The sequence below is a fragment of the Demequina sp. NBRC 110052 genome, from assembly GCF_002090075.1.
Classification (GTDB): Bacteria; Actinomycetota; Actinomycetes; order Actinomycetales; family Demequinaceae; genus Demequina.
On sequence record NZ_BBRI01000002.1, the window covers coordinates 653,711 to 671,372 of the forward strand.

At 69.9% G+C, this 17,662-nt stretch carries 20 protein-coding genes; 7 read left to right on the top strand and 13 right to left on the bottom strand.

Annotated features, from left to right (window positions below; all coding sequences use genetic code 11):
* Positions 1-47 precede the first annotated feature (47 nt).
* From B7K21_RS03160 to rnhA, 3 genes are read right to left on the bottom strand one after another with little or no spacing between them, the layout of a single operon-like run.
* The gene (locus tag B7K21_RS03160) at positions 48-944 is read right to left on the bottom strand and encodes a DMT family transporter (RefSeq protein ID WP_084073771.1); all 897 of its coding nucleotides are present in this window, start codon (positions 942-944) and stop codon (positions 48-50) included.
* A 14-nt stretch (positions 945-958) separates the two neighbouring features.
* On the bottom strand, positions 959-1,612 hold the full coding sequence (locus tag B7K21_RS03165) for a YigZ family protein (RefSeq protein WP_084073772.1): 654 nt from the start codon (positions 1,610-1,612) through the stop codon (positions 959-961).
* A gap of 9 nt (positions 1,613-1,621) precedes the next feature.
* Complete coding sequence (gene rnhA, locus B7K21_RS03170; RefSeq protein WP_084074781.1) at positions 1,622-2,041, bottom strand: ribonuclease HI; 420 nt, start codon at positions 2,039-2,041, stop codon at positions 1,622-1,624.
* A gap of 115 nt (positions 2,042-2,156) precedes the next feature.
* Between rnhA and ybaK the strand changes: the two genes are divergently transcribed.
* The 3 genes from ybaK to B7K21_RS03185 all read left to right on the top strand — a co-directional run bounded on the left by ybaK (position 2,157) and on the right by B7K21_RS03185 (position 4,293).
* A complete protein-coding gene (ybaK, locus tag B7K21_RS03175; protein ID WP_144016038.1) occupies positions 2,157-2,657 on the top strand; it encodes a Cys-tRNA(Pro) deacylase in 501 nt (166 codons plus the stop codon).
* Positions 2,657-3,391 (top strand): YggS family pyridoxal phosphate-dependent enzyme, encoded by a 735-nt coding sequence (locus tag B7K21_RS03180; RefSeq protein WP_084073774.1) that lies wholly within the window; start codon positions 2,657-2,659, stop codon positions 3,389-3,391. Before ybaK ends, B7K21_RS03180 begins: the two co-directional genes overlap by 1 nt.
* A 179-nt stretch (positions 3,392-3,570) precedes the next feature.
* Positions 3,571-4,293 carry a VIT family protein gene (locus tag B7K21_RS03185; RefSeq protein WP_084073775.1) on the top strand — a complete coding sequence of 241 codons (723 nt, stop codon included), beginning with the start codon at positions 3,571-3,573 and terminating at the stop codon, positions 4,291-4,293.
* Between the two features lie 18 nt (positions 4,294-4,311).
* On the opposite strand, the gene B7K21_RS03190 is transcribed toward B7K21_RS03185, so the two are convergent.
* Both B7K21_RS03190 and B7K21_RS03195 read right to left on the bottom strand, forming a co-directional pair.
* Positions 4,312-4,803 (bottom strand): glutathione peroxidase, encoded by a 492-nt coding sequence (locus B7K21_RS03190; RefSeq protein ID WP_084073776.1) that lies wholly within the window; start codon positions 4,801-4,803, stop codon positions 4,312-4,314.
* A gap of 68 nt (positions 4,804-4,871) precedes the next feature.
* Positions 4,872-5,927 (bottom strand): biotin/lipoate A/B protein ligase family protein, encoded by a 1,056-nt coding sequence (locus B7K21_RS03195; protein WP_084073777.1) that lies wholly within the window; start codon positions 5,925-5,927, stop codon positions 4,872-4,874.
* Positions 5,928-6,319: 392 nt separating this feature from the next.
* Between B7K21_RS03195 and B7K21_RS12415 the strand changes: the two genes are divergently transcribed.
* On the top strand, positions 6,320-6,688 hold the full coding sequence (locus B7K21_RS12415; protein ID WP_144016039.1) for a hypothetical protein: 369 nt from the start codon (positions 6,320-6,322) through the stop codon (positions 6,686-6,688).
* 62 nt (positions 6,689-6,750) lie between these two features.
* Here the strand turns inward: B7K21_RS12415 and cimA are convergent, their stop codons facing one another.
* From cimA to B7K21_RS03225, 5 genes are all read right to left on the bottom strand, one after another.
* Complete coding sequence (gene cimA / locus B7K21_RS03205; RefSeq protein WP_084073779.1) at positions 6,751-8,352, bottom strand: citramalate synthase; 1,602 nt, start codon at positions 8,350-8,352, stop codon at positions 6,751-6,753.
* Positions 8,353-8,549: 197 nt separating this feature from the next.
* A complete protein-coding gene (locus tag B7K21_RS03210; RefSeq protein ID WP_084073780.1) occupies positions 8,550-9,389 on the bottom strand; it encodes an alpha/beta fold hydrolase in 840 nt (279 codons plus the stop codon).
* A gap of 387 nt (positions 9,390-9,776) precedes the next feature.
* The gene (locus tag B7K21_RS03215; RefSeq protein WP_084073781.1) at positions 9,777-10,310 is read right to left on the bottom strand and encodes a hypothetical protein; all 534 of its coding nucleotides are present in this window, start codon (positions 10,308-10,310) and stop codon (positions 9,777-9,779) included.
* Between the two features lie 353 nt (positions 10,311-10,663).
* Positions 10,664-11,299: a DUF6318 family protein gene (locus tag B7K21_RS03220; RefSeq protein ID WP_084073782.1), complete on the bottom strand. Its 636-nt coding sequence runs from the start codon at positions 11,297-11,299 to the stop codon at positions 10,664-10,666.
* 72 nt (positions 11,300-11,371) lie between these two features.
* Positions 11,372-11,911: a M48 family metallopeptidase gene (locus B7K21_RS03225; RefSeq protein WP_159448397.1), complete on the bottom strand. Its 540-nt coding sequence runs from the start codon at positions 11,909-11,911 to the stop codon at positions 11,372-11,374.
* Positions 11,912-12,013: 102 nt separating this feature from the next.
* On the opposite strand from B7K21_RS03225, the gene B7K21_RS03230 reads away from it, so the two are divergent.
* Entirely contained in the window at positions 12,014-12,580 is a 567-nt protein-coding gene (locus tag B7K21_RS03230) for an RNA polymerase sigma factor (protein WP_084073784.1), read from the top strand.
* The gene (gene mltG, locus B7K21_RS03235; RefSeq protein WP_084073785.1) at positions 12,577-13,554 is read left to right on the top strand and encodes an endolytic transglycosylase MltG; all 978 of its coding nucleotides are present in this window, start codon (positions 12,577-12,579) and stop codon (positions 13,552-13,554) included. Before B7K21_RS03230 ends, mltG begins: the two co-directional genes overlap by 4 nt.
* 19 nt (positions 13,555-13,573) lie before the next feature.
* On the opposite strand, the gene B7K21_RS03240 is transcribed toward mltG, so the two are convergent.
* The 3 genes from B7K21_RS03240 to B7K21_RS03250 form a co-directional block, all read right to left on the bottom strand.
* Positions 13,574-14,689, bottom strand: coding sequence for a branched-chain amino acid aminotransferase (locus B7K21_RS03240; protein WP_084073786.1), 1,116 nt, complete (start codon positions 14,687-14,689; stop codon positions 13,574-13,576).
* A gap of 119 nt (positions 14,690-14,808) precedes the next feature.
* Positions 14,809-15,414, bottom strand: a complete 606-nt coding sequence (locus B7K21_RS03245; protein ID WP_084073787.1) for a hypothetical protein — start codon at positions 15,412-15,414, stop codon at positions 14,809-14,811.
* A gap of 51 nt (positions 15,415-15,465) precedes the next feature.
* Positions 15,466-16,443 carry a LysR family transcriptional regulator gene (locus tag B7K21_RS03250; protein ID WP_084073788.1) on the bottom strand — a complete coding sequence of 326 codons (978 nt, stop codon included), beginning with the start codon at positions 16,441-16,443 and terminating at the stop codon, positions 15,466-15,468.
* Between the two features lie 84 nt (positions 16,444-16,527).
* Between B7K21_RS03250 and B7K21_RS03255 the strand changes: the two genes are divergently transcribed.
* Positions 16,528-17,613: a threonine/serine dehydratase gene (locus tag B7K21_RS03255; RefSeq protein WP_084073789.1), complete on the top strand. Its 1,086-nt coding sequence runs from the start codon at positions 16,528-16,530 to the stop codon at positions 17,611-17,613.
* The last annotated feature ends 49 nt before the right edge of the window (positions 17,614-17,662 follow it).

Here is a 17,662-nt window from a genome sequence, read left to right on the forward strand (position 1 = left end):
GCGTCTGCGTCGAGCATCGCACGCGTCACCGCCGGGCGCCTGTCGGCTCAGGTGGGCGAGGGCGGGAGGGCGACCTCCTCGTCGGGCGTGCCCGACGCGGGCGGACGGGCGGTGCGAACCGCACCGACGCCGGCGATCACGACGAGCGCGATGCCGAGCGCGACGGTCCACGTCAGCGCCTGGCTCAGCAGCGCGAGGCCCGTGAGGGCGGCCACGGCGGGTGCGAAGGCCATGAGGATCGCGAAGGTCTCTGCCTTCATGCGGCGCAGGACGGTGAGCTCGATGCCGTAGGGCACGGCCGACGAGAGGACGGCGACGGCGGCGCCGAGCGCCAGCGCCGAGGGCGCAAGCAAGGGCGTGCCAACGGTCGCGAGCGCGACCGGCATCGTCAGCACGGCACCCAGCGCGGTGGCGATCGCGATGCCGCTGAGTCCCGGCAGCGCCTTTCCCGCCGATCGCGCCATGAGGATGTAGACCGCCCACAGCACACCCGCGCCGGCCGCGAATGCGACGCCGACGGGGTCAAGGTCGTGCGCGGTGCCGCCGAGCAGGATCACGCCGGCGGCCGCGAGCACCGCCCACGTGAGGCCGCGCACGCTGCGTGACTCGACGACGCTCAGCGTGAGGGGCCCCAGCACCTCGATGGTGACGGCGATGCCCAGCGGGATGCGGTCGAGCGACAGGTAGAACAGCACGTTCATCGCAGCGAGGGTCACGCCGTAGCCGAGCATGATGCGCCAGTGGCCCCAGTCCGCGCGGCGCAGAGCGCGCCATGCGAGAGCGCCGAGCACCAGCGCCGAGAACAGCAGCCGCAGTGCCACCATGCCCACGGGCCCCACGGTGGGGAACAGCAGCACGGCGATGGCAGCTCCCGCCTCCTGGCACAGCAGGCCGATGAGCACGAGGAACGGCGCCACGGTGGTGAGACGTGACTGCGGCGTCATCTCAGCACCCCATCTCAACCACGCGGCCGGTCGACGACGGCGGTCTCGCCCGCCACTGCCTCGACAGCACCCGAGGTGAGCGCGGCGACCTCAGCGACGAGCACAGGGACCGCCTCGGGAGGCACCCGCAGCGACAGCCGCGCCATCGAGCCGTAGGTCGGCTCGTCTAGCACCGCACCGTGCGACTCGGACCACTGGTGAAGGAACGCGAGGATGCGTCCCGCGTCGCCATGGGACGCTTCGGCGGTGACGGTCGTGAGGTGCACCCGTTCCACCAGCCGCGCCCGGTCCAGCGCCTCTGACACCGACGTGCCATACGCGCGCACAAGCCCACCCGCACCCAGGAGCGTGCCGCCGAACCACCGTGTCACCACGGCGACCAGGTCCGTCACGTCACAATGCCTCAGCACCTCGAGCATCGGGGCGCCCGCAGTACCGGCGGGCTCGCCGTCGTCGTTGGAGCGCTGGCGGTCCGCCGTGGGGCCCACGATCATCGCGGTGCAGTGATGCCGCGCGTCCCAGTGCTCCTTGCGAATCGCGGCGATGACCGCGTCGGCCTCCTCCACTGAGGCGACGGGCTCGAGGCGCGTCAGGAAGACCGACTTCTTGACCTCCAGGCGATGCTCCACGCCCGACGCGATGGTCGACGGGAGCTGCGGGAGGGTCACGGTCGCAGGCTACCGGGCCTCGTCAGCGCCCCTGTTGGCGAGCTCGTCCGCCTTCTCGTTGCCGGGGTCGCCCGCGTGGCCCTTGACCCACACCCACGTGATGTCGTGCCGCTGAAGCTGCTCGTCAAGCGCCTGCCACAGCTCCACGTTCTTGACCGGCTGCTTGCTCGCGGTCTTCCACCCGTTGCGCTTCCAGCCCTTCATCCACGACTGAGCGCCGTTCTTCACGTACTGCGAATCCACGTGCAGCGTCACGTCGCAGCGCCGATTGAGCGTCTTGAGACCCTCGATGACGGCCATGAGCTCCATGCGGTTGTTCGTGGTGACCTTCTCGCCGCCGTACAGCTCCTTGGTGCGGCCCGCGGCCTTCATCAGCACGCCCCAGCCGCCGCGGCCGGGGTTGCCCTTGCACGCGCCGTCGGTCCACATGTGGACCTCGGTCAGTTCGTCGGTCGATTCGGTCACGCAGACACCGTAGGCCATCCAGGTGACACGGCCGGGCCGCCGCGCGGCGCACCCGTGCGGGCGCGACACAATGGTGCCCATGTCCCGCAAGCACGACTCCGGCGGCAGCACGCCCGCCATCCACGCCCTGCTCGAGGCTGGCGTGGACCACGGCGTGCATCCGTACGAGCACGACCCCGCGTCGGACCTGAGCTACGGCCTGGAAGCCGCGGCCGCCCTGGGCGTCGACCACGACGCGGTGTTCAAGACGCTATGCGCATACGTGGATGGGCGCCTCAGCGTCGGGATCGTGCCCGTGACGGGGATGCTGGACCTCAAGGCGCTCGCCAGGGCGCTGGGCGGCAAGCGCGCCGAGATGGCACCGCCGCACGATGCCGAGCGCGCTACCGGCTACGTGGTGGGCGGCATCTCCCCGCTGGGGCAGCGCACACGCCTGCCGATGGCGATCGACGAGACCGTCGAGCTCTGCGACCGCGTCTACGTCTCCGGCGGGCGCCGCGGCCTCGACGTCTCGCTCGCCCCCGCCGATCTGATCTCACTCACCGGCGCCGTCGTAGCGCCGATCGCGAAGGAGTCCTGATGGAACTGCGTCCCCCCGCCGCCGACTGGGATCCCGCCGTCGCCCTCGCTGAGGTGAAGGCGCGCATCCATGTCGCCGAAGCGTCATGCGGGCGCGCAGGCGCCGGTGTGCGGCTGCTCGTCGCGACCAAAACCTGGAACGCCGACGCGGTCCGCGCCGTCGTCGCTACCGGCGCCACCCTCGTGGGCGAGTCGCGCATGCAGGAGCTCGCGGAGAAGGCCGACGCGCTGGCGGCCTCGCGGGCGCAGGTGCACGTCATCGGCCAGCTCCAGCGCAACAAGGCCGCGGTGGCGGTGGAGCACGCGACGTGCATCCAGACCGTCGACTCGCTGCGGCTCGCCGAGCGTCTGTCGCGCCTGGCCGCCGAGCGCGAGAAGGAGCTGGGCGTGATGATCCAGGTCAACGTCTCGGGCGAGGAGTCCAAGGCTGGCGTGGACCCTTCCGAAGCCCTGTCGCTTGCGGCAGCGGTGCAGGCGCTCCCCTGGCTCACGGTCACGGGCTTCATGACGATCGGCCTCAACTCCCCTGACGAGGAGGCGGTGCGCGCCGGCTACCGGCAACTGTGCCAGATCCGCGACACCGCACTCATCGAGTCCGAGCGGGGCCGCTACGACCTGCGCGAAGCGTGGGAGCTGTCGATGGGCATGTCGAACGACCTCGAGTGGGCCATCGCCGAGGGCGCGACCATGGTGCGCGTCGGCACCGCAGTGATGGGCGCGCGCCCCTCGCACTGAACCTCTGTTCGCTCTGCACCAAGAATGTGACAGGCGGGACTGACGTGTCGCGTGGGGCTGCCCCAGGCGCTCCGCACTTCACTTGTGCCACATCGTGGGTGCGGAGCGAACGGCGCAGTGAGGTCAGGGAAGCCTCATCTTGCTAGCCTCGGCGAGCCGGCCGGTCCTACTCTGTGCGCATGAGCAACAGCACGCATCGGCCGGACATCTTCGCCGGCCCCGACGAGGAGGCGATGAACTCGCGCCTCAACTGGCTCCGCGCGGGAGTACTGGGCGCCAACGACGGCATCGTGTCGATCGCCGCGATGCTCGTCGGAGTGGCCGCCGCCACCACTGACCTCAAGGTCATCATCATCACCGCCGTCGCGGGCATCGTCGCCGGTGCGCTGTCGATGGGCGTGGGCGAGTTCGTGTCCGTCTCGGCGCAGCGTGATGCCGAGGAGGCTCTGCTGGATCGCGAGCGCGTGTGGCAGCGGGCGCGGCCTCAGTGGGAGCTCGAGCAGCTGGTGCGCCTCAACATGGACACGGGCATGTCCGAGGCCACGGCGCGTGCCGCCGCTCAGGAGCAGATGGCCAAGGACCCACTGGACATTCACGCGCGCATGCATCTGGGCATCGACCCCGACGAGCTGACGAACCCCTGGGCCGCGGGCGTGGCCTCGATCATCGCGTTCACCGTAGGTGGGCTCACGCCGCTGCTGACGACGACTCTGCCGCCAGCGTCCCTGCGGATCCCGCTCACGTTCGTGCTGGTGATCATCGCGCTGGCGATCACCGGCTACATCTCGGCGATGGTCGCCAAGTCGCCGCGCATCAAGGCGGTGCTGCGCAACATGGCGGGAGGCACCGTCGCGATGGTCATCACGTACGGCATCGGCACCCTGGTCGGCACGGCGGTCTGACGTCGCGGTCCTCGCGCCTCAGTCGCTCAGCGACGCCTCGATCTTCTCGATGACCTCGGGCGCGTCGGGCAGGGTCGTGGGCCGGAAGCGGTGCACGTCGCCCTCGGGCGTGACGAGGAATTTCTCGAAGTTCCAGGTGACCCGTCCTGCCTTGCCCGCGGCGTCCGGGTGCTTGACGAGTTCCGCGTAGAGCGGGTGGCGCTTGCGCCCGTTGACGCGGACGGTCTCGAACATGGGGAACGTGACGCCCCACGTGGCGGAGCAGTACTCCTGGATCGCGTCCGAGGAGCCGAGCTCCTGCAGGAACTGGTTGCTGGGGAAGCCGAGCACCGTGAAGCCGCGGTCGCCGTAGGTGCGCTGCAACTGCTCGAGCTGTTCGTACTGGGGCGCCAGCCCGCAGCGGGATGCGACGTTGACGATGAGCTTCGCACCTGGCCACTCTGCAAGCGTGGTCTCACGCCCGTCGATCGTGGTCAGCGGGATCTCGTCGAGCGCCGTCGTGGTTGCCATATCTTGCCGAACCACCCTGAGCGGCCCTTCATTCCGCGCCCGCCCGACGCGACGGGCCCATGGTTGCGCTACGGCACCAGGCCGATCCACGCGTCGGTCGCGAACTTCTCCTCGACGAGCGTGCGGGCGGCGACCACCTCGTCGGGCGTGACCTCGCCTGCCTGGGTGGCGTAGCGTCCAGCGAAGTGCGCAAGGAAGGCCGCGATGACGTCCTCGCGGGACATGCCGGTCTGGCTGCGGACGGGGTCCACGCGCTTGTTGGCCGACTTGGTGCCCTTGTCGCTGAGCTTCTCGCGACCGATGCGGAGCACCTCCAGCATCGCGTCGGCGTCGATGTTGTAGGCCATGGTGACGTGGTGCAGGACCGCGCCCGCGGAGTAGCGCTTCTGCGCGGCGCCCGCGATCTTGCCCGCTGGCGAGGCGATGTCGTTGAGCGGCACGTACGTCGCCTCGACGCCCACGTCACGCAGGGCGCCCAGCACCCAGTCGTCCAGGAACGCATACGACTGCTCGAAGCTGAGGCCCTCGACGAGCGACGACGGCACCGAGAGCGAGTACGTGATCGTGTTGCCAGGCTGGATGAACATCGCGCCGCCGCCGGAGACGCGGCGGGTGACGGTCACGTCGTGCTTGGCGGCGCCCTCCATGTCGATCTCGTTGCGCAGCGACTGGAACGAGCCGATGACGACGGCGTTGCGCTCCCACTCCCACACGCGCAGGGTCGGCGCACGGCGACCGGCCGCCACCTCCTGGGTGAGGACCTCGTCGAGCGCCATCTGCAGGTGCGGCTCGCGCGGCTCGTCGTGGATGACGTCGAAGACGTGGTCGTGCCAGCCGGTGGCGTGGCCCAGGGCGCGGCGCACGGCGATCGCGACCGACTCGGGCGTGAAGCCGATCATCGTGGCGCCCTCGGTGGCGCGCGCGACGACCCCGGTCAAGGCGGCGACGCTCGTGCCGGCAGGCAGGCCAGCGAGCGCGGCGTTGATCTCCAAGATCGTCTCGGCGGGCTCCATGAAGAAGTCACCGGAGATGACCACGCGACTGAGGGTGGGATCGGCGCCGTCCGTGATGTCGACGTCTGCGACCACGAGCTTGCCGCCGGGAACCTTGTACTCACCATGCATGGGTCCATCCTGCCTCGCCGAGCTGACACCCCATGACCAGCGGCGGGCGTCGTCCCCAGCCCCACACCGCGGAGGGGCTGTCCACAGATTGCGGGCCGGGCCGGGAAGCGCTGCGCGCCACGTGTCAGCGTGGGCGCGGTTCCCCACCACACCCGCCCACTGCATCTGAGAGGAAGCTCATGCATCGCCGCCTCCGGCCCGCCCTCACCCTCGCGTTCGCCGCCACGCTCACACTTGTCGCCGCCCCCGCCCTCGCGTGCGAACGCGACGACGCGCCGCCGTCGCACCCCCACGCCGACTGCGACGACCACTCTCCACGCGGGGAATGGGCGCACCGTGGCCACGGATGGCATGCGCACGGCCCGTGGCATCACCACGACTGCGACGGGAACGTGACCGAGAATCCTCCCGTCGAGGAGACCCCTGCGCCGGAACCTGACGACGACGCTGACCAGCCGACGCCCGCGGAGCCCGTCACCGAGGACGAGCCCGACGCACCGGCCACCCCCGTCGCCGACGAGCCCACTGCTCCCGCCGAGCCTGTCGAGCCCGCCGAGCCCGCTGCTCCCGCTGGCCCCGCCGAGCCCGCCGACCCCGTGGAGACGGAGACGATCGTGCTGGCGACTCCGCTCCCCGCCGAGACACCGGAGTCGCTCGCGGAGACCGGCCCCGAGACGTCCCTCGCGATCCCGTGCATGGTCGCCTCCATCGCCGCCGGCGCCGGCATGCTCGTCGCTCGACGGCGCGCGATGGGGCTGTAGGGCACTCACCACGGGGCGGGCGCGCGATCACCCTCAGCGTCGCGCGTCCGTCCCGTGCTCGTTCAGGGGTTGGGCATCACGTCCTGCTTGAGCAGGCCGTAGTACATGGAGTCCGTGAGCGCCTCCCACGAGGCCTCGATCACGTTCGGCCCCACACCGACGGTGCGCCACGTGCGGCCCGTCTCGGTATCGACGGTCGTGATGAGCACGCGCGTCACGGCGTCGGTGCCGTGGCTGGCGTCCATGATGCGCACCTTGAAGTCCGTGAGGTCGAACCGCTCGATCTCGGGATACACCTTCGCGAGCGCGCTGCGCAGCGCGTGGTCCAGGGCGTTGACGGGGCCGTTGCCCTCGCCGACCACCATGTGCCGCACGCCCCCGCCTGCACGGAGCTTGAGGACTGCCTCGGCGTCTGCGTCGGTCGGGTCGCCGGGCTCGGAGCTGACGCGGACCCGCCACTCCTCGACCTCCCAGTAGCGCGGCACGTCGTCCATCTCGGAGCGCAGCAGCAGCTCGAACGACGCGTCGGCCGCGTCATACGTGTAACCGGCCGCCTCGGCGTGTTTGACGCGCTCGGTGATGCGCGACAGCAGTTCGGACTTGCCGGTCAGGTCGAAGCCCAACTCCTTGCCCTTGAGCTCGATGGACGCGCGGCCTGCCATCTCGGACACGAGCATCCGCATGTCGTTGCCCACCAGGGCGGGGTCCGTGTGCTGGTAGAGGTCAGGATCCACCTTGATCGCGGAAGCATGGAGGCCGGCCTTGTGCGCGAACGCCGAGGCGCCCACATACGGCTGACGCGCGAACGGCGCGATGTTGGTGATCTCGGAGATCGCGTGCGCGATGCGCGTCGACTCGGCGAGGCCGCCGGGCGCGAGCGCGGTCGCGCCCTTTTTGATCTCGAGGTTCGCGGCGACCGCGACAAGGTCCGCGTTGCCAGTGCGCTCGCCGTAGCCGTTGACGCAGCCCTGCACGTGCGTGACGCCCGCGGCGACGGCAGCCATGGAGTTGGCGACGGCGCAGCCGGAGTCGTTGTGCGCGTGCATGCCGAGCTGCGCCTCGGTGCCCGCGCGCACCGCGGTGACGATCTCGGTGACGTCGTCGGGCAGCATGCCGCCGTTGGTGTCGCACAGCACGAGCGTCGAAGCGCCCGCCTCCTCGGCGGCGAGCAACGCCTTGACCGCATAGGTCGGGTCGAAGCGGTAGCCGTCGAAGAAGTGTTCGGCGTCGAGCACCACCCGACGGCCCTCTGCGACGAGGAACGCGACGGTCTCCTCGATCATGCGCAGGTTCTCGTCGGGCGCGACGCGCAGCGCACGCTCCGCGTGACGGATGTCCGACTTGGCGACGAGCGTGATGATGGGCGCCTCGGAGTCGAGCAGCGCGCGCACCTGTGGGTCCGAAGCAGCTGTGGTGTCGCCACGTCGAGTCATGCCGAAGGCCGCGAACTTCGCGTTCGTGAACGACAGCTCCTTGGCGACCAGCTGGAAGAACTCGGTGTCCTTGGGCACCGCGCCAGGCCAGCCGCCTTCGATGACGCCCACGCCGAGCTCGTCGAGCAGGGGCGCGATCGCCAGCTTGTCAGCTACGGAGAGGTTCATGCCCTCCTGCTGGGCGCCGTCGCGCAGCGTGGTGTCGTAGACCTCTACGGTGAGATCCGTCATCGTGTCGCTCCTCGTGTACTGCGTGCCTGCGTCACCCCAACAAAAAAGCCCCCCTGGGTGCGGGAGGCTGCGCGTCGGGAGTGGTTCGCCGACGCGCTACGGAATGATGATCGCGGTGTGCATCGTGGTCAGTATGGCACACGCCCCCGATTTGCACACCAGGCTCTCGGCACGCCCGACGCGCCGGTGAGTCGCGCTTACGGCATGGCCTGGTCGATGATCCAGTCGAGCGCCACATCGGCGTGCTTGAGTACCGAGAGGTGCCCTTCCCCGGCGTATGTGTGGATCGTGGAGCGCGGGATGGCATCGGCGAGCCAGCGGCTGTGGCTCGCGGGCACGATGCGGTCGGCGTCGCCGTGCATGAGCAAGGTGGGCACAGCGATCGCGCCCGGGTCGAATCCCCACGGCTGCATATAGGCGACGTCGTCGTCGACGAGGCCACCTGGCCCCTCGGCGGTCGCCTCACCGACGATGCGTCCGAACCAGCCCCAGGGGCCGTCGAACATGGCGACGTCCGTCGCGATGAACATCGCGGGGTCGTCCTCGGCTGTGTCCGCGCGGGCGCGGCGGGCGTCGACCCCGAGTTGCGCTGCTTGGAGGTCGTGGATGCCGCCCTGGTTCATGCCGCCGAAGAAGTCGAGGCCCGGCGCGTCGAAGGGCGCCAGGCCTGCGATGCTGACAGCCGCGATGACACGGTCGGGGTTGGTGGCTGCGGTCGCGAGCGCGTGCGGACCCCCACCGGAGTGGCCGAGCACCGCGAACTGGTCCACGCGGGCGTGGTCTGCCACCGCGACCGCGTCGGCTGCGATGTCGCCGACGGCGCGCTTGGAGACTCGAGTCGAGCCGGGATAGCCCGGGCGGCTGAAGCCGATCCACCGGATCCCGTGTGCGGCGAAGTGCTCGAGGAGGGGCGCGGGAGGCTCGCCGGTGTTGGGCGTGCCGTGGTGCCACATGAGCGTGAGCGGCGCGTAGTTGGGGCCGGCGTCGTACCAGCGCAAAGTACGGCCGTCGCGTGTGGTCAGCTCGCCGTGCAGCATGTTGCTCACGCTACTGCGCGCCGCCCCTGATGTCCGGGTGAGACGGGATTGCTCTCGGGCTCTTCTTGCGTCGCCTTCTGCTCCCGCCTGCCATCGCACCCCCGCCGCCCAGCTCGCCCTGCGGGTACATCACCGTCGCTCTCGGCTCTCGCGCGCGTCGTATGGGTGCACCAGCGCCGCTGGCCGCACACGAGTGGGGTTGGCAGCGCTTCTCTCCGCGGCTGCCACACGCAGGTGGCGCTGCAGACGGCGCGTCGGGGCTCGGTCACAGGCTGACACGCCGTTGACCGCACGAGTCGCGTGCGGGAGCCGCGCGGTGTGGGTGTACTGACGAAAAGCGGGCTTGCCGGCATACGTGCGCCCAGGGGTCCGTGTGCTTGCCAGCGGCTACCCAGCGCCGATGTTGCAGTTGTTGTTGAGGTCGCAGTCGACCAGGCGGCTCTGGGGGTCGAGCACCTCGATCGTGACCGGGCCGGTGTGAGTCCTGATGGTGCCGGTGATGTCGATCCACGGTCCGCCGTTGACGGAGTAGTCGCCGCTCCATGTCGTCTCGAGCGCCACGTCGACTTCGCCTTCGCGATACAGGTATGTGTGCGATAGCGAGTAGTCGGGATACGGGTTGCCTGCGTCGGCGGTGCTCGTGCTGGTCCCGTCGCCCCAAGTCCACGTGAACTCGGAGGGCGTGGCACGGATGCGCACCGGGACGCCGAGGAGCGTCGCGTCATGGATCACCGGCGTGTCGTCGGTGAACGCGATCGTCGGGACGGTCGTGTAGACCCAGCCCGTGTTCGGCTGAAGGTTCAGCGGCGGCGGCGTGGGCGCAAGACTGGTCCACTCGGCGCGAACAGCACCGAGGAGTCCCGCTGGCTCAACGCACAGGGTCCAATCGATCCACGACCACGCGGACCACTCCGCACCCACGGACGTTCGGGTCCGGAAGAAGCTCGCACTGATCCCGGGCGCTTCCTCAGGACAGACGAGCCCTTGCGCAACGAAGGACCCTTTCACCCTCACGCAGTCACTGGGGAGGTCGGAGTCTGGGGCACTCGGATCGCAGTACAGCGTGCGATCCTGGCGCAGATCAGGGTCCGAAACTGGAACAGCATCACCGGGGCCAGAGGGCTCGCCACCCAGTTCGCCCTCGACGATGTACTCACGCTCGCCAGTGCTACTGCGCCAGTCGTCGCCGGAACCCGCACCGGAATAGAGCACCTGAGGGACCAAGGCCGCCAGTGAGATGATGGCGGGCAAGGCGAAAGCGCGCGCGACGTCAGTCACTCTGCGCGCTCCAAGAAGACACCCGCAACGCGCCAAATCCGACCTTGCGGCAAGAGCTTCAGCTGGAACCGATACTGTCCAGCAGCACCGACCTGTGTTTCCTCGCCCGATCGCGCGTGAACAACCAGTTCGTCCGCCTCAGCAGTCAACTCGACGTAGGTGAACCCGTCATCGCCCGTCAGGGTCGTCGCGTCTGCCGTGTCAACCAGGTAGGCGCCGCCGGTGATCGTCGCACCGTCGGCATAGGCGGTATCGATGTGGCCGGCCTGCTCGACGCAATAGGTGCAGTCGGCCAGAGACAGACCTCTCAGAACGGACGTGTCCCCACGCTCGTAGGCCTCGCCGAGAGCCTGAACCCAGTAGACCGCCGCAGCGAAGGCGCCGCCTGGATCCAATTCGAGGGCGGCCTCAGGCATCAGCGCCAACAGCTCCTCGTCGGTCAGTTCCCCGTCATCGCTCGGCGAGACGGTCGGTGACGGCGTCGGGTCCGATGCCTCGACAGTCGGCGTCGGAGTTGTCGTCACGATCCCGTCATCACCGGTGCACCCGGCGAGCAACGCGACAAGAACAAGCGCGCCAGCGGCACGCACAGCAGTAGTTGTAGCCCCCATGTCGGGGAGCGTATCGGGCATATCACCCACGAGTCATCCCCATTCCTGGGGGCTGTGGACAACGCCATCAAGCCACGCAACCAGGGACGACGTCTAGAGTTCGCGCCCGTTCAGCCGCGTCCGCAGCGCCTTCCATCCGGGCAGATACGTGTCCATCACGCGATAGAAGCCGGGCCCGTGGTTCGGTTCGAACAAATGCGCCAGCTCGTGCACGATCACGTACTCGAGCAGCTCGTCGTCGCGGCGCGCCAGCTCCAGCGACAGGTTGATCTTGCGGGTGCGCGAGTTGCACGAGCCCCACCGGGTTCGCATGAGCCGCGGCGACCAGTGAGGCTCCGGCACGACCTCCATCCGGCCAGCCCAGTACGAGAGCAGCGGCGGCACGCGACGGCGCAGGTCGGTCCGAGCCGCTTCCGCTTCGGGCCCGGCCTCCAGCGGCGCCGGCACGGCGGCCGCTTTCTCCTGCATCTTCCGGATCCACGATGCGCGCGACGCTACGAACGCATCGATCTCCGCCACAGGCGTCCGCAGCGGCGCAGACACCTTCACCTCCCCGTGCGGCGCGACGACGCGCATGCGCAGGTTCTTCATCTTCTTGCGTGTGAGCGTGTATTCGGGGAGGTCGGCCAGCATGGTGCGACCACTGTAAGTCCCGGTTCTGACATCGCAGAGCGTTCTCCCCAACCTTCCGCGCGCACGGTGCGTACTACCCGACATGACAGCAAGGAATCTCCGATGAGCTGGAGCGCCATCCTGGACGAGCTGGTCCGCACGCGCGGCCCTGCCCTGTTCGGCTACGCCTACGTGCTCACGGGCTCACGCGCCGACGCCGAGGACCTCCTCCACGACGCCCTAGTCCGGACCTTCCGCCGTGGCCGCCAGGCCCGAGATCTCAACTCGGCGCACTCGTACGTCAAGAAGGCGATCACGACGGCCTTCATCGACGGCCATCGCCGCGCGTCGGTCCGCCCGCGCCGCTCGGACGCTGACATCCACGACCTCCCCTCGACCGCCATCACCGCACGCGACGATCACTCTGCCGCAGCGTCGGGCATGGCCGACCTCCAGGCCGCCCTGCTCGACCTTCCCCGCCGCGAGCGCGCGTGCGTCGTGCTCCGCCACCTCGAGGACTGGCCGGTCGCGCGCATCGCCGCCGAGCTCGGCATCGCCGAGGGCAGCGTCAAGCGCTACATCTCCGACGGCCTCGCCCGCCTGCGCACCACGCGCCCCGACCTCAACCCCATCCCCGACGACGGCCCCGAGACCGTCTCCCTCGTCACCCGATCCGGAGGCACCCGATGAACACGCTTCACGACGAGCTCGCCGCCCTGCGCGACACCGCCGCGGCGGGCTTCAGCGCCACCAACCTCGCTCACAGCACCGGGCCCGTCCGACGCCGCGTCCGACGCGATCGCGCCGTCACCGCCAGCGTGGGCGCCTTCGCCGTAATCGCCCTCGGCGCAGGCACGGCCTACGGCGTCTCGCTCGGCACGCCCGACGCAGGACTCGCCCCCGCAGGCACGCCCAGCACCAGCCCAACGCCGGAGCAGACGGACTTCGTCGGCACCTACGCGCAGGTCACGATGGTCGCGGGCGGCACGACCGACCTCGTGGCGGAGCAGCTCGCGGAGGTCTTCGGTGTGACCGTCTCGGATGCGCGTCGCGCGCTGGACGACATGGTGACGCGTGACACCGCGGGACTCGTCACGGACTCGGAGGGCTGGATCGCCCCCGGCACGTACTCCATCAGCACCCATGGCTCGCTCGAGGAGGCCGCAGATCTGCTCACCGCGGGCCGCTGGCCGCAGTTCGCGGAGCTGGGCATCGACGAGACGAACATCGAGACGCTCACCATCGCGTCGCTCATCGAGGCCGAAGTGAGGACGGACGGCGTCACAGCGGACGGCACGAGCTATCGCGCCATGGTCAGCGCGGTGATCACGAACCGGCTCGCGGCCGACATGCTGCTTGAGCTCGACTCGCCGCTGTTCTACGCCCTCGACACCGGCGGACCGTTCACGAGCGACGATCAGCGGTCGATCGACTCCCCATACAACACGTACCTCAACCGGGTACTGCCGCCGACCCCGATCGGCAACCCCTCGGTAGAAGCGATCGAGGCGGCGCTGAACCCGGCCGACACGGACGCGCTGTACTTCGTGCTCCTCAACCCGGATACGGGAGAGATGGCCTTCGCCTCCAACTTCGAGGAGCACCTGGCCAACGTCGAGAAGCTGCAGGCCTGGTACGCCGAGAACGGGGCCGACCAGCCCTGACCCAGCCATAGCGTCGGGCCTATGCCAGGCGCACCATCCAGCCGAACGGATCCTCGGCGCGGCCGTATTGGATGTCAGTGAGCTGCTTCTTGATTCCCGTGGCGACGGGTCCTGGCTGACCGTCGCCGATCGGTAGGTCGAAGTCGTCGGACTTCAGCCGCGCGAGCGGCGTCACGACGGCCGCGGTGCCGCACGCGAACATCTCGGTGATGGCGCCGGACTCAAGCCCGGAGACGATCTCGGACAGCTCGATATCGCGCTCGCGCACCGCTCGGCCCTCCTCGCGAAGCAGCGCGATGATCGAGTCGCGCGTGATGCCAGGCAGGATCGTGCCGGTGAGGCGCGGGGTGGCGATGGAGCCGTCGGAGAAGACGAGCATGAGGTTCATGCCCCCCAGCTCCTCGACAAAGCGGTCCTCGCGGGCGTCGAGGAACAGCACCTGGCTGCAGCCGTTGTCCTTGGCCTGCTGCTGCGGGAGCATGCTCGCGGCGTAGTTGCCCGCCGTCTTCGCAGCGCCGGTGCCGCCTGCGTTGGCGCGGTGGTAGCCGCGCGAGACCCAGATGGCCACGCCGTCGGGCGACGACATGTAGGCGCCCACGGGGGAGGCGGTGACGACGTAGCCGTACGTGTCGGCGGGCTGCACGAGCAGACTCGGCTCGGTCGCCATGAGGTAGGGGCGCAGGTAGAGGCACGAGCCGTCCTCGTCGGGCACCCACGCGGCGTCAGCCTGCACGAGTGCCGCGAGAGACGCGAGGAAGTCATCGACCGGCAGCCACGGGATCGCGAGCCGCTCGGCCGAGTCCTGTAGCCGCTCGGCATTCGCGTCGGGCCGGAACGCCCAGATGGAGCCATCCTCCCAGCGGTACGCCTTGAGACCTTCGAACACCTGCTGGGCGTAGTGCAGCACGGCGGCGCCGGGGTGCATGGGAAGCGGCGCGAGCGGCACGACGCCGCGGTCGGACCACGCTCCCCCGGTCCAGGTCGCGCGCGCCATGTGGTCGGTGAAGACCTTGCCGAACACGGGCTTGTCCATCAGCGCGGCACGGTCCGCGTCCGACGCGGGGGCCGGGTTCGGCGTCAGCGGAAAGGCCTCGCCGGAGAGGGTCCGGCCGGCGGGCGAGGCGGGTGCGGTCATCGGCGGTACTCCATGTCGGCACCCTACTCCGGCGCTTGGGGACTGTGGACGACGCTCAGTCACCCACAGGAAGCAGCCCGGCTCGGAAACCGACGCTGGTGTACCCGTAGCGCGCACCGTCAGGCGATGAGCGCGCTCAGCGCCTTCGCCGCCATGTCACCCACGGCCTTGAGCGCCACGCCGCGCACGAACGCGACCCGCCCGTCGGCCGCGTCCTTGGCGAGCAGCGCGTCGAGCCGTTCCTTCGCCGCGGCGCCGTCGCGCCCGAAGGCGTCGTCGAACGCAGCCATGAACTGGTCGGCATCCACGACCACGCGCTCCGAGTTCATGGCGCGATCCGTGAAGACGCCCACCTCCTTGAGGCGCGCGACGAAGGCGTCCCGCCAGTAGGCATCCTCGACGTTGAAGACGGCGTCGCCGCCGCGCTCGATGGAGACGAGCCGCACGGCGGCGAGCAGGCGCTCGAACCCCGGTTCGCCCTCACGCGACATCCGGTACGAGTACAGCAGCGACTTCACGCGCCCGGGCGTCACTCCGAGCCGCTGCGCCGTGACGAACACGGGATCCGTGTCGTTCACATAGCTGGCGTCCATGAGCCCCGTGAACACCGCGACGTCCAGCTCGCGCTTGGGCACGGTGCCGAACGGACTCCCCTCGAGCCGTGCGATGAGCGCGTCAGCCAACGCCAAGCGCGCGTCCTTGTCCAGCCCCCCGAGATCCTTCATGCGAGCCAGTCTCGCGCGAGGGTCTGACGCGGGCAACAGGTGCGGCCAGGACTAGTCGGCGGCCACGGCGTCGGGCGTGATGCCTGCCGCGACCGAGGCGACGACCTCCCGCACTACCTCGCCGGTCGCCGCGAGCGCGGGCGGCAGCGGTGGACGCCCGAGCGACAGGAGGCGCAGCGTGCGGGCGGCGCCGTCGATCGGGGTGATCGTGACGTCGGGATGGCGGTGGGCTGAGAGCGCGAGGCCGGGCAGCATCGAAACGCCGTGGCCGACGGCGATGAGCGCCTGGATCGCGACGTAGTCGTCGGAGGCGAACTGCACCTGTGGCTCGAAGCCGGCGTCCTCGCAGGTAGCCGTGAGGTAGCCGCGGCAGCGTTCGCAGCCGGCCATCCAGGCGTCGTCGGCGAAGTCGGCGAGGCGGCCGATCGCGATGCGGGATCCGAGCGGCTCGCTCCCGGGAGGGTGCACGCCGACGGTGTGCCCGGTGTCGGAGTCGGGGCGCGCGGGTGGCGTGACGAGGAACAGGGGGTCCTCGCCGAGCACCTCGGAGGTGATCGCGGCGGACGTCTGCTCGCGCGGGTAGGTGAACGTCACGGCGAGGTCGACTTCGCCCGCGAGGAGCAGCCGCTCGGCCTGCGGGGGTTCGGCCTCGGAGACCTCGACAGTGAGTCCGGGGTGGCGCTCGCGCATCACGGTGACGATGCGTGGCGCGAGCGTCGCCACTCCGGAGGGGAAGATCGCGAGCCGCACGTGGCCCGTCTGCAGCGATACAGCCGACGCGAGCTCGACGCCCGCGCGCGAGACGAGGCCGAGGATCTCTTCGCCCCGCTCGGCGAGGCGGCGACCGTCTTCGGTGAGCTCCAGTCGACGCCCGACGCGTCGGTACAGCACCGCCCCCGTCTCGGCTTCGAGGCGCTTGAGGTGGTGGGAGATGGTGGGCTGCGAGTAGTGGAGCTCGTCGGCGGCGGCGCTGACGGAGCCGGTGCGGGCGAAGGCGACGAGGGCTTCGAGTCGGGTCAGATCCAGCACATCTCCATCGTATAGACGCGCTCGATCTTTTCAACAGAGAACATTCATTGGACGCATGGATTGCTGCGGGTCACAGTAGGAGGCATGACCGTAGAGCTCCGCCCCGCGTCCGACGCGGCGCCGCGCCACGCCTCGTCTCTCCCTGTGACGACGGCGAAGGCAGCCCGCCCCGACGCGGTGGCCCTCAGCGACACCTCGGCCGCCGCCGGCCCCGCCCTCTCCTTCGAGGGCGTGCTCGCGGCGGCCGACGTGCTCGCCTCCATCCTCCCAACCACGCCGTCCTGGTCGTATCCTCTCCTGGACGAAGCGGTCGGCCGCCACACCATCGTCAAGCACGAGAATGTGCAGCCCACAGGCGCCTTCAAGGTGCGCGGCGGCCTCACCCTGCTCGCCACGCTCCCCCGCGAGGTGCGCAGGCGCGGCCTCATCACCGTCTCGACCGGCAACCACGCACAGTCGCTCGCGTTCGCCTCCCGCGCTCACGGCGTGGCAGCGACGATCGTCGTCCCGGAGTCGACCCCCGCAGGCAAGATCGACGCCGTCCGTGCGCTTGGAGCCCAGGTGATCGTCGCCGGAGCCGACATGTCCGCCGCGGCCGACCACGCCGTCGGGCTCGCCGAAGAGCGTGGGCTGTACTTCGTGAACCCAGGTGAGGAGCCAGCCATCATCCACGGCCACGCGACCGTGTACTTCGAGCTGCTCACCGCGCACCCGGAGATCGACACGCTCTACATGCCGGTCGGCTCGGGCTCGGGCGCCGCCGGCGCGGTGCTGGTACGCGACGCCATCGCCCCTCAGGTGCGCGTGGTCGCCGTGCAGGCCGAGGGCGCGCGCGCTGCGCACGACTCGTGGGCCACAGGCGAGATCGTCACCCGACCCATCGACACCTTCGCGGGCGGCCTCGCCACGGGCAAGGGCTTTGCCGCACCTCAGTCAGTGCTGCGCGACGGTCTGGACGACTTCATCCTCGTGAGCGACGACCAGATCCGCGACGCCATGACCCTGCTCGCGGGCGCGGCGCACACGCTCGCCGAGGGCGCCGGAGCGGCGGGACTCGCGGGAGTTCTCGCAGATGCCCGACGCGGGGACCAGTCGGTTGCGGCCGTCGCCATCACGGGCGGCAACGCGAGCGGCGACGAGATCGCCCAGCTCACGCGCCGCCCGCAGTAGCGACTATCCGCTGATTGCCACGCAGTTCTTGCACTTGCGGTATCCGCCA